Annotated in this window: 20 protein-coding genes; 3 read left to right on the forward strand and 17 right to left on the reverse strand. The window is 40.7% G+C overall.

Annotated elements, in window-relative coordinates:
• Positions 1-4: 4 nt before the first annotated feature.
• A complete protein-coding gene (nirB, locus tag A6754_RS18835) occupies positions 5-2419 on the reverse strand; it encodes a nitrite reductase large subunit NirB (RefSeq protein WP_066449468.1) in 2415 nt (804 codons plus the stop codon).
• A gap of 279 nt (positions 2420-2698) precedes the next feature.
• Between nirB and A6754_RS18840 the strand changes: the two genes are divergently transcribed.
• The gene (locus A6754_RS18840) at positions 2699-3682 is read left to right on the forward strand and encodes an exonuclease domain-containing protein (RefSeq protein WP_066449471.1); all 984 of its coding nucleotides are present in this window, start codon (positions 2699-2701) and stop codon (positions 3680-3682) included.
• A gap of 53 nt (positions 3683-3735) precedes the next feature.
• Here the strand turns inward: A6754_RS18840 and A6754_RS18845 are convergent, their stop codons facing one another.
• The 12 genes from A6754_RS18845 to A6754_RS18905 form a co-directional block, all read right to left on the reverse strand.
• A complete protein-coding gene (locus tag A6754_RS18845) occupies positions 3736-3933 on the reverse strand; it encodes a hypothetical protein (protein ID WP_066449475.1) in 198 nt (65 codons plus the stop codon).
• A gap of 381 nt (positions 3934-4314) precedes the next feature.
• On the reverse strand, positions 4315-4710 hold the full coding sequence (locus A6754_RS18850) for an immunity 22 family protein (RefSeq protein WP_066449478.1): 396 nt from the start codon (positions 4708-4710) through the stop codon (positions 4315-4317).
• A 55-nt stretch (positions 4711-4765) separates the two neighbouring features.
• Positions 4766-5017: a hypothetical protein gene (locus tag A6754_RS18855; RefSeq protein WP_066449481.1), complete on the reverse strand. Its 252-nt coding sequence runs from the start codon at positions 5015-5017 to the stop codon at positions 4766-4768.
• A gap of 429 nt (positions 5018-5446) precedes the next feature.
• Positions 5447-7504, reverse strand: a complete 2058-nt coding sequence (locus A6754_RS18865; protein WP_066449490.1) for a catalase — start codon at positions 7502-7504, stop codon at positions 5447-5449.
• 157 nt (positions 7505-7661) lie between these two features.
• Positions 7662-8642, reverse strand: coding sequence for a tRNA dihydrouridine synthase (locus A6754_RS18870; protein ID WP_066449493.1), 981 nt, complete (start codon positions 8640-8642; stop codon positions 7662-7664).
• Positions 8643-8893: 251 nt separating this feature from the next.
• Positions 8894-9760, reverse strand: coding sequence for an MBL fold metallo-hydrolase (locus tag A6754_RS18875; RefSeq protein ID WP_066449495.1), 867 nt, complete (start codon positions 9758-9760; stop codon positions 8894-8896).
• On the reverse strand, positions 9760-11181 hold the full coding sequence (gene nhaC, locus A6754_RS18880; RefSeq protein ID WP_066449498.1) for a Na+/H+ antiporter NhaC: 1422 nt from the start codon (positions 11179-11181) through the stop codon (positions 9760-9762). The genes A6754_RS18875 and nhaC overlap by 1 nt, the downstream gene beginning before the upstream one ends.
• 252 nt (positions 11182-11433) lie before the next feature.
• Entirely contained in the window at positions 11434-12963 is a 1530-nt protein-coding gene (locus tag A6754_RS18885) for a Na+/H+ antiporter NhaC family protein (protein WP_066449501.1), read from the reverse strand.
• A 535-nt stretch (positions 12964-13498) separates the two neighbouring features.
• Complete coding sequence (rlmD, locus tag A6754_RS18890) at positions 13499-14878, reverse strand: 23S rRNA (uracil(1939)-C(5))-methyltransferase RlmD (RefSeq protein WP_066449504.1); 1380 nt, start codon at positions 14876-14878, stop codon at positions 13499-13501.
• A gap of 15 nt (positions 14879-14893) precedes the next feature.
• On the reverse strand, positions 14894-15754 hold the full coding sequence (locus A6754_RS18895; protein ID WP_066449506.1) for a DNA-3-methyladenine glycosylase family protein: 861 nt from the start codon (positions 15752-15754) through the stop codon (positions 14894-14896).
• Positions 15755-15836: 82 nt separating this feature from the next.
• Positions 15837-16628: a delta-lactam-biosynthetic de-N-acetylase gene (gene pdaA, locus A6754_RS18900; protein WP_082851747.1), complete on the reverse strand. Its 792-nt coding sequence runs from the start codon at positions 16626-16628 to the stop codon at positions 15837-15839.
• A 1002-nt stretch (positions 16629-17630) separates the two neighbouring features.
• Positions 17631-19178 (reverse strand): fumarate hydratase, encoded by a 1548-nt coding sequence (locus tag A6754_RS18905; RefSeq protein WP_066449509.1) that lies wholly within the window; start codon positions 19176-19178, stop codon positions 17631-17633.
• Between the two features lie 179 nt (positions 19179-19357).
• On the opposite strand from A6754_RS18905, the gene A6754_RS18910 reads away from it, so the two are divergent.
• Complete coding sequence (locus tag A6754_RS18910; RefSeq protein WP_066449514.1) at positions 19358-20578, forward strand: TolB family protein; 1221 nt, start codon at positions 19358-19360, stop codon at positions 20576-20578.
• 264 nt (positions 20579-20842) lie between these two features.
• Here A6754_RS18910 and A6754_RS18915 read toward each other — a convergent pair whose 3' ends face one another.
• The 3 genes from A6754_RS18915 to A6754_RS18925 all read right to left on the reverse strand — a co-directional run bounded on the left by A6754_RS18915 (position 20843) and on the right by A6754_RS18925 (position 23428).
• On the reverse strand, positions 20843-21028 hold the full coding sequence (locus A6754_RS18915; RefSeq protein ID WP_066449516.1) for an SE1561 family protein: 186 nt from the start codon (positions 21026-21028) through the stop codon (positions 20843-20845).
• Positions 21029-21112: 84 nt separating this feature from the next.
• Complete coding sequence (gene ggt, locus A6754_RS18920) at positions 21113-22798, reverse strand: gamma-glutamyltransferase (protein WP_066449521.1); 1686 nt, start codon at positions 22796-22798, stop codon at positions 21113-21115.
• Between the two features lie 87 nt (positions 22799-22885).
• The gene (locus A6754_RS18925; RefSeq protein ID WP_066449523.1) at positions 22886-23428 is read right to left on the reverse strand and encodes a hypothetical protein; all 543 of its coding nucleotides are present in this window, start codon (positions 23426-23428) and stop codon (positions 22886-22888) included.
• Positions 23429-23581: 153 nt separating this feature from the next.
• On the opposite strand from A6754_RS18925, the gene yfkAB reads away from it, so the two are divergent.
• The gene (gene yfkAB / locus A6754_RS18930) at positions 23582-24721 is read left to right on the forward strand and encodes a radical SAM/CxCxxxxC motif protein YfkAB (RefSeq protein ID WP_066449526.1); all 1140 of its coding nucleotides are present in this window, start codon (positions 23582-23584) and stop codon (positions 24719-24721) included.
• 28 nt (positions 24722-24749) lie between these two features.
• Here yfkAB and A6754_RS18935 read toward each other — a convergent pair whose 3' ends face one another.
• Complete coding sequence (locus tag A6754_RS18935) at positions 24750-25613, reverse strand: YfkD famly protein (RefSeq protein ID WP_082851748.1); 864 nt, start codon at positions 25611-25613, stop codon at positions 24750-24752.
• Positions 25614-25940: the final 327 nt, after the last annotated feature.

Raw genomic sequence — 25940 nt, forward strand, 5'->3', positions numbered from 1 at the left:
CTCCTTAAACTAGTTCTACTTCTTTAGTAGAGTAATATTTTTCATTTACTTTTTGATCTTCTATCGCTTGCTTCCACGGCTCATTGTAGCGCTGTAATGTTTGGTCAAGACGATCATTCAGCTTTTCTCGTATGTTTTTATCAGCCAAGTGAGCTTTTACATGATCTAAGCCAAGTCTTTCAAGCCATGTGGAAGTCCGTTCCAGATAGTTTGCTGTTTCACGGTAATACTGCAGAAATGCGCTGGAGTATTCCATTACCTCTGCTTCTGTTGTGACGGTCCACGCTAGATCGCCTGCACGCAGATCTGTACCGCCGTTTCCGCCGACATAGATCTCCCAGCCGCCGTCAATTCCTACATATCCTAAGTCTTTAATGCCTGATTCTGCACAGTTTCTCGGGCAGGCAGATACGCCCATCTTCACTTTATGAGGTGTATCAAGCCGTTCAAATTTCTTCTCAAGCTCCATTCCGAGTGACATGGAATCCTGTGTGCCAAAGCGGCAGAATTGGGAGCCAACACAGGTTTTAACTGTTCTTAATGTTTTTCCGTACGCATATCCAGATGGCATATCAAGCTCCTGCCATACAGCTGTCAGGTCCTCACGTTTTACGCCAAACAGGCCGATTCTCTGTCCTCCTGTTAACTTCACAAGCGGCACATTATATTTTTCAGCGATTTGGGCAATTTTCATTAAATCTTTTGCATTTGTCACGCCGCCATACATCCGTGGTACAACAGAGTATGTGCCATCCTTTTGAATGTTTGCATGCATTTTTTCATTTACAAGTCGTGAATCGCGGTCATCCTGATAAGTATCCATATGAACCATGCCCAGGAAGTAATTGATCGCTGGGCGGCATTTGCTGCAGCCTTCCTCCTGCTTCCATTCAAGAACGTTCATCACTTCTTTTACTGCTGTTAAGCCTTTTGTGCGAATTTCTTCTACGACTTCATCCCGGCTGAGTGCAGTACAGCCGCAAAGCGAATCTTTTGCAAGAGAAGCATCAAAGCTGTCGCCAAGAGTATGCATCAGAATATCATTCACAAGCGGTTTACATCGTCCGCAAGATCTGCCGGCATTTGTGCAGCCGGAAACCTGATTTAATGTTGTTAATCCTTGTGTTTGGATGGCTTCAACGATGGTCCCTTTTGTCACACCATTACAGCCGCAAACCACTTCATCAGCTGGGATCGAACCGATATCCTCGGCTCCTTCCTCTCCTGCTTTCTGCAGTAAAGAGATGTCTGTAAGGTCGGTAATTTCTTCCTTTGCCATCATCATCCGGAATAGCTTGCTGCTGTCCTTTGTATTACCATAAAGAACAATTCCGGCAATTTTATTGTCACGGACAAGAATTTTCTTATAAATGCCATCAAATTCATTGTGAACTTTGATCGCTTTTACAGATGGGTCATCCATTATTTCTCCGGCAGAATATAAGTCCACACCAGAGACCTTTAATTGTGTGCCCGTAATGGAACCTTCATAAGTACTTTCGCGTTTGCCAACGATTGTTTCTGCAAGCACTTTTGCCTGCTCATATAATGGAGCTACAAGACCATATGTGACTTCCCGGTGCTCCGCACACTCGCCGACTGCATAAATATCAGGAATGCTTGTTTCAATATAATCATTGACGACAATTCCGCGATTTACCTCCAGGCCGCATGCTGCTGCAAGCTCAATATTCGGTTTAATTCCAACAGCCATAACAACTAAATCAGCAGCCGTTTCGCTTCCATCTGTAAAACGAATGCCTGTTACCCGCTCTTCCCCGAGAATTTCTTCTGTCTGTTTTTCCATCAGGAAGTTCATTCCCTGGCTTTCAAGTTCTCTCTGCAGCATTTGTGATGCTGTTGGATCAAGCTGCCTTTCCATTAGATGCGGCATTAAGTGAACCACATCAACCGTCATGCCAAGATCAATTAGACCGCGTGCTGCTTCAAGTCCTAGCAGACCTCCGCCAATGACAACCGCTTTTTTATAAGACTCTGCCGTCTTGATCATTACTTCACAATCCTGTATATCACGAAAACCCGTTACACCCTGTTTGTCAGCACCCTTGACTGGGAGAATAAACGGACTGGAGCCTGTCGCTATAATTAACTTGTCATATGCAGTGATACGCCCATTGCTGCTCTCCACTGTTTTGTTTTCAGGATTAATTTTCACAATGCTTTCGTTTGTAAATAGCTGAATATGATTCTCCTTATACCAATCCCAATCATTCATAATGATCTCTGCCACTGTTGTATCACCCTGCAGCACATGTGATAATTGGATGCGGTTATAGTTAGGATATGGCTCTTTTCCAAAGATCGTTATCTCAAATTCTTCTTTATTTAATTTAAGAATTTCTTCGATTGCTCTCACGCCCGCCATGCCGTTCCCGATCATAACTAATTGTTTTTTCATTTTATAACCTCCTAAGTTTGCTCAATATTTCACATATACATGCGATAGGTTTCTTCTTTAGGTATATTGTTTATAGTTTTATTATACAAGATTACTAGATTTTATTGTGTGAAGAACTTCACAATATTTTATTTTATTGGTTTTTGGTTCACAATTTGGACACGGTCACAGTGACGCCCCGAATTTTCTTGTTTCACAGGTAAAACCCTCCACTTGGATTTTCCCTGCTTTTTCTATTAAACTATGAATAAACAATCTCTGTATGAAGGGAGAAAAACGATGGATTTTATTGCGATTGACTTTGAAATTGCCAATAACCGTCTGGACAGCGCCTGTTCAATCGGAATGGCATTTGTTGAAAACAACTCAATTATAGAAGAAAAATATTATCTTATTCAGCCTCCAACATTGTTCATGGATCCTGGGATGGTGCGGGTGCATGGAATTACTGAAGATGATGTTAGAAATGCACCTACATTTGATGAAGTGTGGAAGGAGATTCAGCAATATTTTCAAGGAGAGCATCTCATAATTGCTCATAATGCTCAGTTTGATATGAGTGTGCTGAAAAACTGCTTGCTCACATATAAACTGGATATCCCTGAATTCACTTATGCATGCAGTATTCCCATCAGCTCATGTGCACTTGGCCGTGAAAGAGTCAGCGGCTCTCTCAAGGACCGAGCTGAACGTTTTGGCGTCCAATTAGATCAGCATCATCATGCTTTATCTGATGCAATTACATGTGCACAGCTTGTCATCAACTGTGTCAAAGCAAAAAGACGAAAATCACTGGAAACATTTTTAAGCACCTATCGTTCTGTTGCATTAAAGGCTTTTTCAGAATTAAAGCACCAAACTACTTTTGGTAAAAAAACGGCCGCACCAGCAAAGAAACGGTTTGCCAGTGCTCCAGCGATTTCATCTATCACAACAAGCAAAACAGAGTTTGATGAACAGCATCCGCTTTACGGAAAACATATTGTATTTACAGGTGAATTAGCTGGAATGGATCGTGCGGAAGCCATGCAGCAGGTTGTGGATCATGGCGGATTGCTTAAAAGCGGCGTAACCAAACAGACAAGCTACCTTGTTGTCGGCACACAGGATAAAGCATTGGTTGGCAGTGCTGGCGTGAGCTCGAAGGAAAAAAAGGCGGCTGCACTCCAAGCAGAAGGTCTTCCGATTAAAATAATCAATGAAGAACATTTCCGAAAACTGATAGCTGGGCGGATGAGTTTGAGTTCTAAGCAGTCACAGTGACGCCCCGAATTTTCTTGTTTCACAAGCGTACCGAAACTGCAAAAAAAAGCCGATTACAGCGTAATCGGCTTTTCAAATTTAGGATACTGCTTTATTTTATTTGTCTTTGTCTTAGTAGTTGTGGATGGTTCCATTAGTGATCCGTAATAAACAACATAACGGGATTCTTCGTTTGGCTCTGGAATGCTTTCCTTGATTTGCTCATAGTTAAACTTCCCATAATCTGATAACATTTTAAATAATGTTTTCATTTTATAGCCTCCTTTTGTTCGTAACCCTATTCTAAAGGAGAAAACTGAAATCCTCAAAGTCGATTTTCACTCATGTAAGCGTTAATCATCCTTTATAATAACTCTTTTTATTCCAAATTCTTTTATTTCCTCAAAATTACTCTGTTTCATAAATTTTATACAACTGTATTATGTTCAGTTATTCACAATAAAAGTTTAATTTATCTGTTGAAACGTTTTCTTTTCAACACTTTTTTTAAGTTGTGAGGTTATTTAACAATTGAAGAAAAAACTGTTATATAAAATCACAAAACTAAACTAGTACAGATTATTCAAATAGAAAACGTGGAGCAATCTTAAAATACAGCCTCTTAAGATTACACCACATCAAAATTTAGAAAACTAATCTTCTATGTACGGCACTGTAGCAATGTATTTCATCTCTATATTTCCTGTTGTATCTTCACTGCTCAAAATATCATCCTCAAGATCATATAATAATATTACAGAGTTAATTTTATGAGCTAAATGATCACTCTGTATTACTGATTTTAAGCTTGGAATAAAGCTTTCACTATACGAAAAGTCTTTTAGTATTTCGTCCAGATCACTTAACGGTTCCTCAAAGAAATGAATTTCAATTTTATCTTCATCAAAGTAACCAAATCCAAAACTTGTGCCAAAGCTGGAATCAATTGAATCTCCATCTTCCGTATATGTCACTTCAACATATTCTTCAAGGTCATGGAGGGAATTAGAGACACCGAACCAAATCGATACCGCACTGTTAGATTGCATAAATTACACCTCCTGAATTTAGTCAAATTATTCTCCATTTTAGCTGATCAGTTATCTATCTTTTCCTTTGTTTTTTTATAACTAAGATCACAATTGCCATGATTCCCATTACTGCAGCTACTGTAACCCATATATAGAGATTACTTCCTTCATGTTCTCTTGTTAAATCGACTTCTTTCGTCGGAGGCTGCCCATCACCCAGTATGGCTATATCCTCTTGCAGAGAAGTCACTTCATTGGTGCGATCACAAATGCTACTTGCTAGATTTTTTTCACCGAATGTAGTGGATTCACTAGCATATACCAAGTATTCTGTTCCCTCAAAAAATTAAATCCGCAATCGCCCCCACCTTGCCCTGTAGTAATAATAATCTGCGATTCATCTGCACCCTTCCAAATGTTCCTTACTTCAAATAGAACGGACTTTGATGAATTTCGCTTTTCTCTTATATCCAAAACCGTTCCACTGAATACTGCGTCTGAACGTTCTATTTCTTCCTTAACACTTGGTAATTCCGCGCATGAACAAGCACTTACGAATGAAGGAAAAGAGTTAATGACTAAAAGACTAAAGAAAAAGAATAACGTTATTACTTTTTTCATTTTAATCACCTCATCTTAATTGTAAGCAGTAAAAAGATCACCATTAGGTGATCTTCTAGTCTAATGTATTTGTAAGTACAGTATAACAGTATGATATTTCCCAAACAATTTCGTATGCTTTAATAATAGATCTCTACCTTCGATCCCAAAAACGCCGAACCGTAATTGCAGAAACAAACTCCTCATCAAAATCTTGATTTTCTGCAGCAAACACGACACCATCTAAATTATTGTAATCAGTAGGCTGAATATAGGACTGGCCCGTTGTCGCCACACCAATCGGCTTATAATATTTGTATATTCCGTTTATAAAATCTAAAGTATTAATATCAAAGGATGTTTGATTAGAACTTTCCCCGCCAACTATATACAGAGCGTCATATAGCGTATGATGAGTAGAAACAAAGATTTGATCCACTTTCAGGACTGTACCATCGGCTCCTGTAACTGTGCCAAGCTTTTCACTAATCAAAACAACGAAAACTCCATTTTGATTAAGTGTTTCAAGCGTATTTTTTACTTCTTCCCCGTCAAAGCCATTGGCAATGATGACACCCACTTTTAATGTATAAGGATAATGCGGTGTATTCTCCTGGCTAAGTGCAGGCGAAGCCAAGGTAACCGGAACATTCTCTCCCTCTGGAGGATTTGCGCCAATATTTTCGGCAATCTTTGTCGCCATTTCCTTATCGACGTTCACATACATATCAACAACCTGCTGGCGAACAGACTCATCCTTCACTTTCGCAAGCTCAAAACTGAATGCCTCTATCATATGCTGCTTTTCAACGCTTGACATGCTATTCCAGAATAGTCGTGCATGAGAGAAGAAGTCCTTGAAAGACTCACTGCTCGCTTTGACCTTTTTCCCTTCAACCTGTTCCGGGTAATGAACAAACCCGCCTTCCTCTGGCGGAGTTGGCCCAGGCGTGTTATTGGCGATAGAGTTTCTAAAATAGTTTACTTGATCGACATCAATACGATATCTGTTGAAACTGTCTCGCTGATTGTTATGAAACGGACAGATCGATTTATTGATTGGCAGATCAGGATAATTCGATCCGCCAAGTCTGTGCTGCTGGGTTATTTTATAAGTAAAGGTTCTTCCCTGCAAAATAGGATCATTGCTAAAATTGATGCCAGGAACTAGATTCGTCACATCAAAAGCAACCTGTTCTGTTTCGGCGAAAAAGTTATCAACATTTCGATTCAAGGTCATCTTCCCGATTTTTTCAACAGGAATGATCTCCTCTGGCCAAACCTTGGTAGGATCAATGACATCGAAATCAAACTTAAACTCATCTTCCTCAGCAATCATCTGCACACCGAGTTCATAGACAGGATAAGCACCACGCTCAATCGCTTCACTTAGATCGCGTCTATGATAATCTGGATCTACTCCGCCAATAATCAGGGACTCTTCATTAAGGAGCGAGTGCACACCAAGCATAGGCTTCCAATGAAAGCGGACAAAGTGCGACTTCCCCTCTTCATTCACAAAACGGAAAATATTAATCCCAAACCCTTCCATCATCCGATAGCTTCTAGGGACTGCCCGATCAGACATCGCCCACATCACAAAATGGGCCGATTCCTGATTATTGGCGACAAAATCCCAGAAGTTATCATGTGCCGCAGAAGCGGTCGGCATATCATTATGCGGTTCTGGTTTCAGAGCATGCTGTGAATCCACAAACTTAAACGCATCATGTATCACAAAAATCGGAAACTGCAGGCCCAGCAAATCATAATTTCCTTCATCTGTATAAAATTTCACAGCAAACCCGCGTATATCCCGTGCAGTATCCATAGACCCTTTGCCGCCCTGCACAGTAGAAAACCGCACAAACACAGGCGTCTTCAGTCCTTCCTCCTGCAGGAATCCAGCTCTAGTATACTTTTTCATCGATTTATACGCTTCAAATTCACCATGTACACCAAATCCTCTAGCATGTACGACTCTCTCCGGAATTCGTTCCGTATCAAAATGCATTTGCTTTTGGAAAAAATGAAAATCCTCCATTAGCACAGGACCGCGATCTCCCGCTTTTAAGGTATTTTCATTATTGGCAACCTTTAAACCTTCATTTGTTGTAATCGGATTGTCTGCATTTTTAATTCGATATTGATCCAGCTGTTCATTTTTCTTATTTTGCTCTTCTCTATTATTGTTTTCCGGTGGTTTCTCCATGTTCTCACCTGCTTTTGGAGTTTAGGGGGTAACCCATTAATATATATGCGGGGGTGTGGGGGTTATTACTGCTGGATGCAACCTGAAGAATTAGAATAAAAAAATCCCTCCAACCAATATGGCAAGAGGGATTTACTGTTTTACGTTGGTGTTATAATTAATTTATTTCCTCATCAGCATTCTTCACCTCAAACTCATCCAACAAAGCACGCACTTCATCCGTTGACTTCGTACTCATCAGCTGATTCCGCAGCTCACTTGCCCCTCTGAATCCTTTTACATATATCTTAAAAAAGCGAGGAAGAGGCTTGTATGGACGCTGTTCTTCTGCCGAATGTTTATCATGAAGATCCAGATGCAATCTTAACAGATCAAGCAATTCCTTGCTGCTATGCTCTCTTTTCTCTTTTTCAAAAGCAAAAGGATTGCTGAAAATACCCCGTCCGATCATCACTCCATCGACACCATATTGCTCAACAAGTTCCATGCCCATTTGTCGGTCAAGGATATCTCCATTGATTGTTAAAAGTGTGTCAGGAGCGATTTCGTCACGAAGTTTTTTAATCTCGGGAATCAGTTCCCAATGGGCAGGCACTTTGCTCATTTCATCTCTTGTACGCAGGTGGATGGAAAGATTCGCGATGTCTTGTTTCAGAATGTGTTTTAGCCAATCGCGCCATTCATCGACCTCTGTAAAGCCTAGTCTTGTTTTGACACTTACAGGCAGTCCCCCTGCTTTTGCGGCTTCAATAATATCCGCAGCAACTTCAGGACGGCAAATCAGACCGCTCCCCTTCCCATTTTCAGCCACATTCGGAACAGGACAGCCCATATTAATATCAATTCCCTTGAACCCCTGCTTCGCCATCCCAATACTCATCTGACGAAAATACTCAGGCTTATCTCCCCAAATATGAGCGACAATCGGCTGCTCGTCCTCTGTAAAAGTCAAACGCCCGCGCACACTTGCGTTCCCCTCTGGGTGGCAATAACTCTCCGTATTGGCAAACTCCGTAAAGAATACATCTGGTCTGGCTGCTTCACTCACGACATGGCGGAACACCACATCTGTTACATCCTCCATTGGTGCCAATATAAAAAATGGACGTGGCAGATCACGCCAGAAATTATCTATCATCATAAAAATCCTTTCGTTCAAAAAATATAAAGACTATAAAAGTAAAATATATATAGAACACCTTAATTTTTTTTGCATCAATATATAAAGTACAATGAAAAGCCAAACAAAACAAGGTATGTGTTCATGGAAAAGACCCGGAAGGAATCTTCCAGGTCTTAGATTAACTAGTAGTGATATTAAAATTCAGTGGTTACATACCCTAATTTTTCAATATTTGCTGCAGAAAATTATTGAACATCTCCATGCTGTTAAATCCTAATTTCCATCTCTTCGTCCGCAATAAAAAATCCCTGTGCTTCGATTTGCTTTCTTAGCAAACCATCTTCATTTAATACGGGGTTTGAATGGTTAAGATGTGTAAAATAAATGTCCGTTTCCCCAGCTAAATCTTCGAGCAGCTCCATCGTCTCTGTTATGAGCGGATGGGGGATCTGCCGATAATCGCGACCAATGTTTGCTATTTCCGCTTTAGAATAAAACGTACCATCAAGAAAACAAATATCCGCCTCTTTGGCTGCTTCATGAATATCAATATCCCATTCATTCCAGCGATCAATATCAGGAATAAACAAGACCTTTTTATTCGGACCAATAATCCAAAAAGCAAAAGTCTCAGAAAACTCATTCCGATGCGGAACAAGCACTGGAGTTACCGTCACTTCTGAAGAAACATGAACAGGCTGTCTGTCTTTTAGTTCTTGAACAACGATGTTTTCAAGCGTTGTTAACTGGCTCCACGGTGCATGACTTTCAAGCAGCTCTTTCATTTTCGTTCCTGCCCTTACTGGCAATTGGCGGGAATTAATCGCTTCTTTTCCTAGGAACATCAAGCCTGGATAGTGACCAATATGGGCATGGGATAGAAAAATACTGCTCATCAGCTGTGATTCCATCCCATATCTCATTTGCAAGCGTGCCATTTGTTCCCGCAGATCAGGAGTAGCCTCAATCAGATGCCATTTTTTCTCCTCTGGTAAAATAATAGCCAAGGAGGCAGCCGTTCTTTTAAACTTCGAGTCTTTTAATGCCCTCTTACAATTTTTACAGAAACAATTCGCTTGTGGCAAACCGCCATCTTGTGCAGTTCCAGCCACACTTAAAAGTACCTCACTCACTAGACAACTTCCCTTTCTGAATGCACCAGTTCTTCTTCTTTAGTGTAATCTTTTCTGGCAATTGTCCATCCTGTAAAACCAAAAAGCAGGTTAACTAATGGAACAAGATAAATAAAGAACGCATATGGAATGAACTCCCACGCACTAACTCCTAAAACGCCCGATGCAAATACAGCAGGAACACTCCAAGGCACAAGATTAATTCCGACAGTCCCCATTGACTCTACTGTTCTCGAGAGATTTTTCGTATCAATGTTCATATCTTTATACTTTTGAACAAAAGTTCTCGCGGGCAATATAATCGCTAAAAACTGCGCACCGCTTGCCAATGCAACAATAAATGTGTATAACAGTGTAGAACTGATTAGCGCTCCAGCACTCTTTACTTTCTTCATCATCTTACCTGTTAAAACTTCAAATGTTCCCGTTTCTTCTAGAATACCCCCGAGAGCAGTAGCAATCATTAGCATCCCAACAGTTCCAAGCATGGAAGATAGTCCGCCGCGATTTAATAATGAATCAATCTCACCGATACCTGTTGTTATTTTAAAACCGCTCGTCATAAATTGAACGATTGAACTTACTGAAGTTCCTTGAACCACAACAGCTATTACTGCACCTAATAAGCCGACACCCATTAAGGCCGGCAATGCCGGAACACGCTTTAGCATCAAAACGATCGTTATAATTGGCAGCAGCAATAATAATGGATGAATCACAAAAGCATTCTCTAGACCTGACATGATTGTATCGATGGTTTCAGATCCCATGCTTGTGCTGTTCGCCGACTCCAAACTGCCCAATACCCCAAACAAAATAAGCGATATTAAAAATGCAGGTATCGTATCCCAAAGCATGTGCTTAATATGACTGAATAAATCTGTATCAACCAATGCCGCAGCAACATTGGTTGTATCTGATAAAGGAGAAAGCTTATCCCCTAAATATGCACCTGATATAACGGCACCTGCAACTAGAGCCGGCGGAAATCCTAACCCCTCACCAATTGCCATAAATGCTAATCCAACAGTTGCGATCGAAGTAAACGAAGTTCCCAGAGTAATAGAAACAATCCCCGTAATGAGAGCAACAACCGGAACAAACCAGGTCGGATTTATTAAAGAAATTCCGTAATAAATCATAGTCGGAATCACTCCACTTGCAATCCAGGATCCAATAATTGTGCCGATGACCAATAAAATAAACACAGCTGGCAGAGCCCTTGTTACTCCATTCACCATCATCTGCTGCACCTGATTCCAGTTCCATCCGCAGCTAACCGCAACAACAGAAGCTAAAATAACCCCAATGATTAAAGGAAAATTCATTCCTGCATCCCATATAAAAATGGAACAAGCCGCAGCTATGATTAATCCTAATAAAGGAATAATCGATTTCCACATTGTAAGATTCTCTTTCACCTTTTTCCCCGCCAATCATATGAACTCTACTATTATATACGTTAATAGTTTTATAAATACTTTATCACTTTAAAGCTTTTATGCTTTTAAGTGATTGATTGTGATAATCATAAGTTATTTTATTTCGTTAGTCAAATGAATATGGTTTAGGACTGATAAACTTTTACTCACACAAAAAAGGACCAATCATATGATTGATCCTTAAACTATTCTGCTATCTGCTGCAAAAAATTTTAAAATAAATCGTAATAATTATATTCCAATTCCCTCAGATTGCTCATACTTCTTTCTATGAACCTTAGATAAAACAAAAATAGATAAAATGAGTAAGGCAAACACTAATACTAAAGTAAATGCACTACCTGTGATCCCAGCAACAATATAGCCAACAAACGCAATTGAAGCATTAAGAAGTGCATAAGGCAATTGTGTTTTCACATGATCGATATGGTCTGCACCAGCTCCAGTCGACGATAAAATCGTTGTATCTGATATTGGTGAACTATGGTCTCCCATGATTCCGCCTGAAAGAACAGCACCGATGCAAACTAATAAATATGCGTCAAGTGCCACAGCCATCGGGATAGCGATTGGAAGCATAATAGCATATGTGCCCCATGAAGATCCTGATGCAAGAGACATTAAAACACCGACTAAAAATAGAACGGCTGGGATTATAAATGCAGGCACATTTCCATTCATAGCTTCAACAATAAAGCTAGCCGTACCCATTTCCTTCATTACCTGACCAAGCGACCAAGCCAGGATTAACGTAACGGCAACATAAACCATCTTTTGCATCCCTGTTGTATAGATATTAAAAATATCACTGAATTTCTTCAACTTATATACAAGCATTAAGATAATAATCGTAATAGCAGCAAATAAATAGGCAGTAGTTAAAGCAATTCTAAAATCATTTCCTGCCACTGGCTCAAATGGGAACCCATATGAAATCAGTAAAGCGAATAGAGTAACAAATAACACTAATAGTGGCAGCCAAATTAATATCGCATGCCGATGTTCCGTTCCTTCTTCAGCATTCTCAGCTCTTCTTAATGGCTTAGAAGTTGGCCAGTACAATTCGCCCGAAGTTTGAACTCTGCGCTCAGCTTTTGCCATTGGCCCAAAATCTAACTTCGTAAGAGCAATTAACGGCACAAGTGCTACTGCCAATATTGCATAAAACTGAAAAGGTATAACCTGGACCAAGGTGGTAAATTCAGATGTCGTAATATTTAATGCTTCATATTCCTTTTGAATAAGACCCATAATGTATACGCCCCATCCAATAAAAGGAATTAACACAGCGACTGGTGAAGACGTTGAATCAATAATCCACGCTAGCTTCTCTCTAGAAATCTTTGCCTTATCAAAGATCTTTTCAAAAACTGGTCCAACAATAAGTGGCGTACCCAAATCGGAGAAGAAGATGATAATTCCTCCGAACCAGGCCGAAATCTGTGCTTTTGCCTTCGTATTAATAAATTTAATCGTATTCGCTGCAAGAGCGGCTCCACCGCCCGACTTTTCCATAAGTCCTACAAATCCGCCAATAAAAAATAATAAAACAATAATAGCTGCATTGTAGCCATCCGCGGCAAGAGTAAATAAGTAGTTTCCGATCGTCACTGTCGTTGCCTCAAGAGGATTCCCTCCGACTAGAATGAGTACCCCAATAAAAGCACCAGAAAACAGAGACACTACAACGTTCTTTGTTATGATGGCAAGAATGATTGCAATAATTGGGGGAAGTATTGATATCCAGCCCATGTGTTCCATAAATATTCCTCCTTATTAATAAATATACATAATTTATGTATAAATATAAAATGGTTAAATTTATTAAACCACTTTAAATTTAGATTATATGGGATATAAAGATGGAATGCAATAAGCTATTTTGAATAAATATAAAAATTTTAATCAACTCTCATACGCTTACAGCATCTTATTAAAATGAATTTTCATACATAAAATGCACTAATTGAATATCACTTATTTCATATCTTACAAGAGAATATACATCATTTTTGTTAATCTAACTTTTAAAAAAACAAATTATAAAAACTACTAGAGTAAATTCAGCGGAAGAATCGGAAGATGAAGATTGGGACAGTAGGTTAGATCCTTAAAGTGGCCTCTATTGGGGAGTATGGTGTTGTCCTTGAATATAAAAAAAGGAGAATCTTCAAGTACTTCGTTTAATGTGGATTAAGTGAGGATTTTTAATCTACTATGTATTGAGCGATTATGCATTTGGGTTAGCATTCCTAAAATAGATAAAGGCAAGAGCCACTAGACTCTTGCCTGATTTTTATTTTAATTTTAACTCCGTCACTACCTCAACATGAGAAGTCTGCGGAAACATATCCACCGGCTGAATCATTTCAATCTTATACTTCTTGCTTAATACATCAATATCCTTCGCAAGCGTAGATGGATTACATGAAACATAAACCACTTTCTTTGGTTTCACGTTAAGAATGGTCTGGATTAGCGCGCGATCGAGTCCTGTTCTTGGCGGATCTACGATGATGACATCCGGTTTCCAGCCTTCTTTTACCCATTTTGGAAGCAGTTCTTCCGCTTTGCCGGTAACGTATTTGGCATGCTTGATGCCATGACGTTTCGCATTTTTCTTCGCATCTTGAATGGATTCTGGAATGATATCCATCCCGCGGATTTCTGACGCTCCGTCAGCAACCCATAAACCGATTGTTCCAACACCACAATATGCATCAGCGACTTTTTCTTTACCCGTTAGTGCGGCCGCTTTTTTGACTTCATCATAAAGCTTTACGGTTTGCTCAGGGTTTAGCTGGAAGAAGGTTCTTGCTGATAATTCAAATTGCAGATCGCCTAATGTTTCTTGAATGAAAGCACTGCCGTCGAGGTTGAACGTTTCTTCCCCAAAGATTAGCGACGTTTTTTGTCCGTTAATGTTTTGAATGATGGATTTGACTTCTGGCAGTCTGCTTTTAATTTTTTCTATTATTAATGCCTTTTTGGGCAGTTCTTTTTTAGCTGTGATCAGGACGATTTGCAGTTCGCCAGTTTGGATGCCGACACGGGCGACAATTGTACGGACGATTCCTTTTCTTGTTTTTTCATGGTAAATCGGAATTTGCAGATCCTGAAGCACTTGTTTGACTGTTTCGACAGCCGCATTTGTTTGTGGATGCTGAACGGCACATTGCTCGATGTTGATGAGTTTGTGGGAGTTCAGTCCGTATAGTCCTGCAAGCACTTTGCCGTTTTGTGTTCCTACTTGGAATGAGCTTTTATTCCGGTAGCTCCATGGATTGTCCATGCCAATGGTTTGTTTTATATTTAAATCTTCAACCTTCAATCTTGAATGGCGTTCTAATGATTGAATGACGATATCGCGTTTTTCCTTGAGCTGCTGGGTGTATTCCAGATGCTGCAGCTGGCATCCTCCGCACTGGTCATAGACCGGACAAGGCGGCACAACGCGATGCTGAGACTTTTTGCGTACTTTTTTTATTTTACCTTCTGAAAATTTCGGATGTACCTTTGTCGCTTCAACGACAACTTCTTCGCCTGGAAGAGCGCCTGGAACGAAGACAACTTGTTTTTTAAAGTAGCCGACTCCTTCTCCATTGATGCCAAGTCGTTTAATTGTCAGCGGAAAGGTTTGTCCTAATTTTAACTGAGCTGTTTGGTTTTGAGTCATTGATATCACTCCAATTTATTCGATGCTTCTCCATAAATAGAGTGAAGCATAGCTTAAGTATGGCTCCCAATGCTGGGCGTATATTTGCATTTCTTCCTGGGTTGGCTTTACTGGTAAATCATATAATTTTTTGAGGGCATTTTGTATGCCAATATCTGCCGTGGGGAAAAGGTTCGGTCTGCCGAGTCCAAACATCAGGAAATTCTGAACGGTCCACGGACCAACTCCCCGCAATTTGATTAGTGTATCATAAATTTCCTCATCAGACATGTTCTTTAGCTCTTCATATTGTAAATATCCTTCGGTTGCAGCCTTTCCAATACCGATCACATACTCTGCTTTTCGTCCGCTAAACTGAAGTTCCCGGAGTTCTTCGACGGTTAGCTGTGCTACCGTTTCTGGGAGTGGATAAAAGGGGACACCATCTTTTTCAAAACCAAATTTGCGTACAAATCTTTCGGTTAATGTATAGGCGAATTTTAGGTTAACCTGCTGATGGATGATAAGTTTCATGAGTGAGCTGTATGGATCGAACTCTAGGAACAGCGGTGTTCCACGGTGATCTGTAAAAATCTCTTTCAAGTCAGTTTTAATAAAAAAATCATGAATTGGAGCAAGCTTAATATCCCACCCAAAAATAGCAGCGATTCGCTGTTGGGCTTGTTTTTGATACGGTTCTTCAATTCCTGAAATTTTGAATTTTGGTTCATTTGTTGTTCCAACCGCTTGGACTGTTGCGACAACTGGGGTTTTGTCGATTAAAAGAGGGACTTTTACAAATCTTTTCTCCATATCAACAACATGCAGCGGATCAAGCGCTAATCTGCTTAGAACTAAATCGAAATTATATGGTCCTTCTACTGTCAGTATATCCATATTTCCCCGTCCTTGTTCTTTTACCTGCATTATAACAAAAAGATCGAATCCAGTCAGAAGCAGAGCTGGATTCGATCTTTTATCAGTATAGCATTGGGCTGCTGATTTCTCGCGACCACATTAAATCGTCAATACTTTTAAATGTATAGCCGCGTTTCTTTAAATCTTGAATCGCTTTTTCCAGTGCTTCGGCATTGTCCTTTGAAACAGTATGAAGCAGGAGAATACAGCCTGGATGGATTTGTTTCATGATATTGTCGTATGCGTATTGCGCACCTTTTTGCTGATCCGTCTTCCAGTCAATAAAAGCTAATGACCATAAAACATGTGTATATCCTTGTTTTTTGGCTAGGTCTAGTGTTCTTTCGCTTAAAATGCCGCGTGGAGGACGTAAGTAGTTCATCGTTTTCATTCCGGTAAGCCTTTCGGTTTCTGCTCTGACTTTTTCTAATTCGCGGGTAAAGCGCTCTTGATCGACAGTTGTCATATCAGGATGATGCCAAGAATGGTTCCCAATCGTATGGCCTTCAGCAGCCATTCTTTTTACCAGATCTGGAGCCGTGTTTAAGTAGTGTCCTGTAATAAAAAACGCTCCGGGCACTTTTTCTTTTTTCAGCACATCAAGAACTTGTGCTGTATAGCCATTTTCATACCCGTTATCAAAGGTTAAGTATATATCCTTTTTCGATGTGTCACCCTTATAAAAAGCATCGTATTTCTCTAAAAGATCATCAAGCGGTTTACCCGCTTCTGCCGGCACTTCGTTTGAAGCTTTTTTGAAGCCCCAATGGATTGGTTTATTTGACGGCTGCGCGCTGGCTGAGGTGGTACACAATAGTAAAATGAAGGTGAAAATGATACTTTTCTTTAACATCTTTGTCTCCTCCAGGATTTTTTCTTAGTTTCTGTTTAAATGGTGGAAACATTAATGACAATTGTATCCTTTGTGGGTGGTGGATTTTGGGTTGGCTTTTGAGTAATTGTTGAAGAGAGTAGTTAAGTGCATTTGTGACTTTGTGATGGGATCTAGCTGTAATAGGGAGTTTATATAGATTATAGAGGTGGGTTCTTGGCTTTTCGCGACATTATTTACCTTTTTTTGGACTATTGAGGGGTGTTTCTCTGCTTTTCGCGACTCTGTTTACCTTTTTCTGGATTCTAGAGGGGTGTTTCTCTGCTTTCCGCGACACAGTTTACCTTTTTCTGGATTCTAGAGGGGTGTTTTTCTGCTTTTCGCGACACCATTTACCTTTTTTTGGATTACAGAGAGGTGTTTCTCTGCCTTTCGCGACACTGTTTACCTTTTTCTGGATTATAGAGGGGTGTTTCTCTGCTTTTCGCGACACTGTTTACCTCTTTTTGGATTATAGAAGGGTGTTTCTCTGCTTTTCGCGACACTATTTTCCTTTTTCTGGTTTATAGAGGGGTGTTTCTCTGCTTTCCGCGACACAGTTTACCTTTTTCTGGATTCTAGAGGGGTGTTTTTCTGCTTTTCGCGACACCATTTACCTTTTTTTGGATTACAGAGAGGTGTTTCTCTGCCTTTCGCGACACTGTTTACCTTTTTCTGGATTATAGAGGGGTGTTTCTCTGCTTTTCGCGACACTGTTTACCTCTTTTTGGATTATAGAAGGGTGTTTCTCTGCTTTTCGCGACACTGTTTACCTTTTTCTGGATTATAGAAGGGTGTTTCTCTGTTTTTCGTGACACTATTTTCCTTTTTCTGGTTTATAGAGGCGTGTTTCTTGGCTTTCCACGACAATCTGGATTACAGTGGTGTATTTCTCTGCTATTCAGAACATCATCGTTTAATTTATTCTCCCCCACTCACACATAAAAATCCCCCGCAAACCAATGCCTGCAGGGGATCATAATTTTATTTAAAAACAGGTTCTTTAAACTGTGCCAGTTTTTCAAGGGATGACTTGTCTACATCTTTATGAAGGCTGTTGCCGTGAGAGTCCATTGTGACAACGGCTGTGAAGCCTTCTACTTTTAGGTGCCACATGGCTTCTGGAATTCCAAAGTTCATGAGGTCAACGCCTTCGACCGACTTGATGCAGTCTGCATAGTATTGTGCAGCACCGCCGATTGCATTTAAGTAAACTCCGCCATGTTCTTCAAGCGCCGCAAGTGTTTTTGGTCCCATTCCGCCTTTTCCGATGACAGCGCGGATGCCGAATTTTTTCATGATATCGCCTTGGTAAGGTTCTTCACGGATGCTTGTTGTTGGTCCGGCAGCCTTAACATGCCATTTGCCTTCTTCATCTTTCATCATAACAGGTCCGCAATGGTAGATGATTTGTCCGTTAAGATCAATCGGTGCGTCATGCTCCATTAAATGATGGTGAATCGCATCGCGGCCGGTATACATCATGCCGTTAATTTTGACGACATCTCCGACTTTTAAGCTGCGGATTTTCTCTTCAGTAATCGGTGCCTGCAATTCAATCACCGCATTGTCCTCTGAAGTCGCAGCTACTTCCTGCTCTGCATCCGTTTTGCCAAAATCAATCTGTTCTCCATCCTGATACATCCAATCTTGGATTTCACCAGTTTCTGCATCAATTGTGATGCCGAGACGGCGGAATGCCCAGCAGTTATAAGCAACAGATACGAAAAAGCTGGCAGGAATACGGTTCATGACGCCGACTTTACAGCCTAACAGCGTGATTTCTCCGCCAAAGCCCATTGTGCCGATGCCAAGCTTGTTGGCATTTTCAAGTACATACTCCTCAAGCTTGCGCAGGTCTTCGTTTTTGTTTACATCTTCAACAGAACGGAATAGCTGTTCTTTTGCTAGATCATATCCAGAAGAACGGTCTCCGCCGATGCCAACACCAATAAAGCCAGCGCTGCAGCCTTGTCCTTGTGCTTGATACACAGAGTGCATGATGCACTTACGAATGCCGTCTAAATCACGGCCAGCCCGGCCCAGGCCGTCCAGCTCACATGGAAGGCTGTATTGGATATTTTTATTTTCACAGCCGCCTCCTTTTAAAATAAGGCGCGCATCAATATAGTCTTTTTCCCATTGTTCAAATTTAATGACAGGTGTCCCTCCGCCAAGGTTGTCCCCGCTATTTTCGCCTGTTAAGGAATCAACAGAGTTTGGACGCAGCTTGCTGTTTTTCGTCGCCAGTGCAACAGCGTTCGTAATTGCTTCTTTAATCACAAGCTGATTGACGCCAACTGGTGTTTTGATTTTAAAGGTTGGAAGTCCGGTATCCTGGCAGATTGGCGAGATATTATCGTCAGCCATTTTGATATTGTTTGTGATCGTGTCCAGGCTCATTGCAGATCTTGTTCCAGCGCTTTCTCTTTCTTTTCCAGCTCGAATCGCACGGCGAACATCGTTTGGCAACTTTGTTGACGTTTCTACCACTAAGTCATACATGCTTTGCTGTAATTTTTCAAGATTCATTATTGCCTTCCCCTCTCTCTTCTCCCCTGTTTTGCCCATTACAATTCTAAATATTTTCTCTTTTATTATACCCTGTTCTCCTATGTGTGCAAGGGATTGAATACGCTTACGAATATCTGCCATTTTGACTACATTGCCTGGATAGTTTAGGACATCTTATTGGGTAAGGAGGGTTGTTTATGAAAATTAGGGTGTTATTATTCTTAATGATTTTCTTATGCACTCAGGTGGGAATTGCTAGTGCGGAGAGCCCGCTTACAGCTGCATTTATTCGGGATCATCAGTTATGGATTAAGCAGGGAGAAAAAGAAGTGCAGCTGACCAAGGACGCTTATGTTCGTTCCCCAAAATGGTCTTATGATGGCCGCTTTATTGCTTATACAGATGGAGATGAGAGCGGCGAGAAGTCAGAGCTTTTTATTTATGATATGGAGAAAAAAGAGAGTTTTCAGCATTATCCTCATGTTAATACTTTTAGCTTTAAATGGTCACCTGTACGAAATCAGCTGGCTTATTTGGATGGCGGTGTATTGAATATTACTAAGGTGCGAAATGGCCGTCCAAGTGGTTTTAATAATGTCTCATTAGGTGTGACTAAATTCGATTGGTTTCCAAATGGAAAAGAATTAATTGTTTCAACTGAGGCAGCTTTGCTTCCCACTGGCTGGGGACCCATCCGGTTATATAAAGTCGAAGCAGATGCAAATCTCTCCAAAGATAAGATTCATTCATTTCACACCATTAAGAATGAAAAAGATTTTTTTGCCATATATATCGACTATTTTAAATGGAGTTCAGATGGTAACTGGGTTAGTATGCTCGCTATTCCAAATGCTTCTTCTGCTATGGACAGCAATGCGTTATGCGTTCTTTCAAGTAAAGGGAAACAATTTCAAAAGATCGGTAATATGTTACGGGATAAAAATTGGATTAAATGGGCCCCAGCATCCAATCAATTAGCCTATATATCTGGCGAAGGACGATTTTTTGTAAAGGATAAAAAAACAGCCATAGCCGACATGCCTGCTATTAAGAGTGAAAAAGTTTATACACCAGAAGGATTTGTTGATTTGGATTTAGAATGGTTCTCTCAAAATGAGGTAATTGTGGCACGGGCGAAAGAAAATCTGGAGTGGAACGAAGGACCGGTGCCGACTATGTACACTGCTTTATATGTGATTGATATTCATTCAAGCATCCAAAAGCAAATTTCTTTTCCTATGAAGGGGGAACTTGACCTGGATCCGCAGGTGGTTGGAGATATGCTTACTTGGAAGCGGAGTAGTGATGTGTACCGTCCTGGTGATGTGTGGGTAAGGGATGGAGTAAACGGAGAAGAGTATGTGTGGCTGAAAAACATTGAAGAGGCGCCAGTATTTTATCAGAAACGAGGAAATTAGAAAGATTTTTATTAAAATGTGGTTCATGGAGGCATCCTGTCCTCGTAAAGATCAATTTTTCACCGCAAAAGCTCTAATTTGGCTTGGTTTTGCACCCTGTAATCAGGATATCCGCCGTAAAAAATTTTTATCCGCCGTTATTTCAATTTATCCGCCAAAAACGGCCATTTATTCGCCAAACGCCGAAACTGAAACAAACTTCCAACAGCAACAAAACAGCCAAAAAGGGCCGCCCGCGCACGAAACACGGACAGCCCTTCTACACTATATATCGCGATGATTAAATTCACGGCATTTGGATTCTAAATCGTCAATCATATCAATTAAGCGGTCAATATCTTCTAGTTCTGTATTTTCAGGCTCGATGGCATCCAATACGTCTAAAAACATATTAAGGCGCTGTTTCAGAAATACTACTTGTGAATTTTTATCTTGAATCTGGCTACCCATGGGCTCTCTCCTTTCATCTCAGAACAATCGTACAGGAAAAGAAGCTGTGACGCAAATGGATATCCCCTTTATTATGCCCGCCAATTAATCGTTTAAGCCGGCTGCTTTTCCTTCCCGGCTGAAATCTGCGGCTCCATGTAAAATTCCATTTTCACCATCAATCACAATAGCCTGGACATTGCCTATTGAGCTTGGCTCGTCTCCAAAATCAAAGCCCATTGCCTCAAGCTCACCTTTGGCATTCTGATCCATCTCTCCTTCCCATTCGACTAATGGGCCGGTGGTGACAAATATCCGCGGCTCGTCAATGGCATCTTTAATACTCACACCAAAATCAAGATAATGAACAATCGTTTGGAACACAGACGCAATGATGGTTGGACCACCTGGTGAACCTAGGGTCAAGACAGGTTTACCATCCTTAAATAGAATGGTTGGGCATTTACAGCTGACAGGACGCTTCCCTGGTCCAGGTTCGTTAGTACCGCCTGGATTAGCATCAAAGTCAGTCAGCTCGTTATTTAGTATAAAACCATAATCGCTGACCATGATTCCTGATCCAAATGGATGCTCGACCGTTGAAGTACAGCTTGCGATATTGCCCCACTGGTCGACAACGGTAAAATGAGTGGTTTCGCTTTTTTCCATATCATCCGGCTGTTTCACAGGAGGCTTCTGATCATCTTCAAGCTTCCAAGGATTTCCGAAATCGATGGCATCGTTCCTTCTTTTAAAATTGATATATTGCAGTCGTTCTTTTATATATTGATCATCCAGCAAACCTTCTGTCGGAAGTTCAGCGAATTCTGGATCACCTGAAAAAGCTACTTTATCGGCAAAAGCCAGACGCATGGCTTCTAAAAATAAATAATATTTTTCTTTTGATTTGATGTCATATTTGGATAAATCAAACGTATCGAGAAACTTCAAAATCTGCAGCATAGTGACGCCTCCTGCTGTTGGCGGTGCTGCACTGGCAATTTTATGGCCTCTGTATTCGCCCCAGACAGGCTCATCTACTGTAGCGGAATATTCCTTTAAATCCTCAAGCTCCATTAGTCCGCCTTGCTCTTTCAGCTCAGATACAATCGCTTCAGCAATCTCCCCTTCATAAAAGGCTTTGATGCCTTTTTCCTGGAGCAGGCGAAAAGTGTTTGCCAGCTTCTCTTTGACAAGAAGATCACCTTCACCGAGGGCAGCTCCTTCAGGGAAGAAGAATGATTTTGCATGTTCACCTAAACGGTGGCCATGCTGTTCAAGCGCATTGCTTAACACCCAATTGACTTCCACCCCTTCTTCAGCCACATCAATAGATGGCTGAATTAAATCAGCAAGAGGCATCGATCCATATTTTTTTAAGGCAGCATCAAGTGCACTGAGGATGCCGGGAATGCCAACTGCTGACGCATGTGTGGATCTTTCTTTAAATGGAATAACCTCTTCATTTTCATCTAAAAACATGTTCGCATAAGCTGCTTTTGGAGCTCTTGAATGGCCGTTAAAAATTTGCACTGTATCCTCTTTCTTTTGATAGACCATAAAGAAGCCGCTGCCGCCGATTCCTGTCATCATCGGTTCAACGACATTCAATGCAAACTGAATCGCCACAGCAGCGTCCACCGCATTTCCGCCTTTTGCCAACACGTCTCTGCCAATATCGCTAGCGATTGGATGCGCTGTCACAACCATTCCTTTTGTGCCGGTATCTGTCTCCCTTTCATGGGAGGTTTTCTGCATTTCTCTCGTTAATGACTTTGCTCTTCTGCTCATCTTTGGGGTCTCCCTTCACACTTCTTTGATCATAAAAACCTCTGCCGGAGCAGAGGTTTGCATGAAGCGAACTACATAATCATACGTTTATTTTGAATACTTATTTTCTTGTGGATCTGTTGTGAGATCCTCATTGTTTACTGGAAACGCTGTACCTGCCTGGCTGCCATAGAATTCAGATTTTTCTTGAGTGCCGCCTGTGGAAACGGGCTGATCCATTACCTCTGAACCGGCTTGTTTTACTTTTGAACCGATATCCTTAATATCACCTTTAGCATCCTTTGCAACTTCTAATGCATCGTTGGAAACCTCTTTAACCACATCCATGTTGCTGAAGATATCTTCGTTCACACGCTGATATAGCTTTTGTGCATCACTGATCGCTTCTTTTAATGTGTTAGAAGCATTTTTAAATTGGCTGACCATTTGATCTTTTACCTCGCCAGGGTTTTCCTTCACTTCTGTAATCATTTTGCTGGATGTTTCTTTAATGCCCATTGCTGTATTCTTCACCTTAGTTCTAGTTGTTGAATCAAGCAATGCCAATGCTCCGCCAATCATGCCACCGATTAGAATGCCTTTTAATAATTTGCTGTTCTGTTCTTGGTCTGAATAAGTTTGATTACCCATTGTTGATCCTCCTCAAAAATATATGATGCTTGTCTTTTCCCATATAAAAGGGGAATTAAACGCCTAGTTGACAGAACGCTGTGTTCGATTAATAATGACTAGAGATTTCTCCCCGCATTTAGGGAGTATTATTTTTTTAAAGGAGTTAACGTAATGACTTTGCCATTAGCCCCGATTACACCGAATTTTGATCCTTGGGAAGCTTATATGGATATAGAAGAATTTGGCGGAATGACGCTTTCAAACGTAGAATTTACAACTACAGTGCTTTGCAATATGAGATGTGAGCATTGTGCGGTCGGCTATACATTGCAGCCGAAGGATCCTAGCGCGCTGCCGGTTCAATTGTTTTTGAATCGCCTAGAGGAAATACCTCATCTGCGCTCTCTTTCCATTACCGGCGGCGAGCCGATGCTTTCAAAAAAATCAGTGGAAAATTATGTAGTGCCATTGCTTCGTTATGCAAGAGAACGCGGAGTGCGCACACAGATCAACTCGAACTTAACAATCGAGCTTAGTAAATATGATGCGATTTTGCCTTACTTGGATGTGCTTCATATTTCGCACAACTGGGGAACTGAAGAGGATTTTATTGAAGGCGGCTTTGCCATGATGGAACGAAAACCTACCATCATCCAGCGCCAGGCATTGTTTAAACGCATGATCGATAATAGCGCTGAGCTTGTCAAAGCTGGTGTGATGGTATCGGCAGAAACAATGCTTAACAAAAGAACACTGCCTCACTTAGAGAATATTCATAAGCAGATTACGGAAGAAATGAAATGTCAGCGGCACGAAGTGCATCCTATGTACCCTTCCGATTTCGCTTCATCATTGGAAGTTCTTTCTTTGAATGAAATTCGCTCTGCTATTCATCATTTGTTAGACATACGAAATCCATCTGTATGGATGCTTTTTGGTACACTCCCGTTTTATGCCTGCCAGACAAACGCTGAAGATCTTGCTTTATTGCAGCGCTTAAACGACACTGACAAGGTAACTGTCCGCAATGATCCGGATGGCCGCTCCCGTTTGAACGTCAATATCTTCACTGGCGATGTCATTGTCACTGATTTTGGCGATACACCTCCGCTTGGAAATGTGCAGACAGATTCCCTGCCGGATGTGTTTAAAAAGTGGAGCCAAACCAATCTTGCAAAATCATTAAGCTGCCATTGCCCGCAAGTAAAATGTCTTGGTCCAAACGTACTTGTAAAGGATAAATACTACTCAGGTGTTGATTTTCAAAACCGGAAAGCGAACCTTTCCTTCTCTTCAGCCGAAAAAGTATGATAAAAAACGCCCTAGGGCGTTTTTTTGTTTAGCGAGGTCTTTCAGATACCATAAACCCAAAGGACATATGATCCTGTACAGGGATCCATGCGCCAATTCCCTGCGAAGTTACATTTTTCACGACAATGACCTTTTTGCTTCCTTTCAGCATAAGAAAAACTTCGCCATATGTCACTTTTCCTTTTTCATTGATGGCAGGAGCATAGCCATATAAATAGCCAAGGCGTTTAGGAGGGATATTATACACATTATCCTTTTTCGTTCCGCCTCCAATGATCGTTTCAAATGCTAGAGACAATCCTGTTTTCTCGGTTGCCTTTAAGAGCATCATTTTCTTAACATCTTCTGAATTGGGAATTTTAGCGGTTAATCCGCCTTTTACCACTTTCTGAGCTTCTTGAACATAGTGAATCTGATAAGGAGCTTTTCCTCCGCGGTTATCAAAATAGTTCGTATTAATTTTTTGATATTCCCAGTTTGGCGCAGTTTCTGTTGATTCATAATTCAGCGGCCATTGCCCTAAATACACAATAGCTTTATAGCCAAACGCAAAAGGCGTGCTATTGACTGTTGTTTCATTTAACATCCGGATTAAATCTGGATTCTCAATTTTCACCTTTGTAGAATCGATCAGCTGCTGTGTAAGCTCGCTAGGCTGAAGAGTGGGCATATCCTGATCTGGATTCGGATACGTATTTTCCTTTGTAATATTAAGAACCGAGCTTGGAATATTGATGGCTTTTGTTTCTTCCTTTTCGGTTTTTTCTTCTGCGTTTTCTATTTTTTCTTCTGCTTTTTCAGCTTTTTCTTCTGTTTTTTCAGCCATAACAGATGTCTGTAAGGACAATATGATTAATAGAGCAGATACAATGGGTAGCATTCTTTTTTTCATGCTGAAGAACTCCTTTCATATTTAGCCATTATGATTTACTGTTAGTTTTTTCGTCCTGAAGCCATTCTATCCATCCATAAGAAATAAAAATGTAACACCATTGTAAAAATCAGAATATTTACAAATATCAAAATATATGTCATAATACCATTAATACAACAAAGGAGGGCAGCTAAATCCCATTCGCTTATAAAGGAGGCTAGAGCATAATTGACTTGCAAGCAGGAAGGAGAAATCATCCTAAACAGGAAGATGGTGATGCATGCCGATTAGCGAAGAGATAAAGCTTACCTAAACAATCATGATTTAAAAATACTTATAAGACTA

The sequence above is a fragment of the Cytobacillus gottheilii genome (assembly GCF_001636345.1).
Lineage (GTDB): Bacteria > Bacillota > Bacilli > Bacillales > Cytobacillaceae > Cytobacillus > Cytobacillus gottheilii.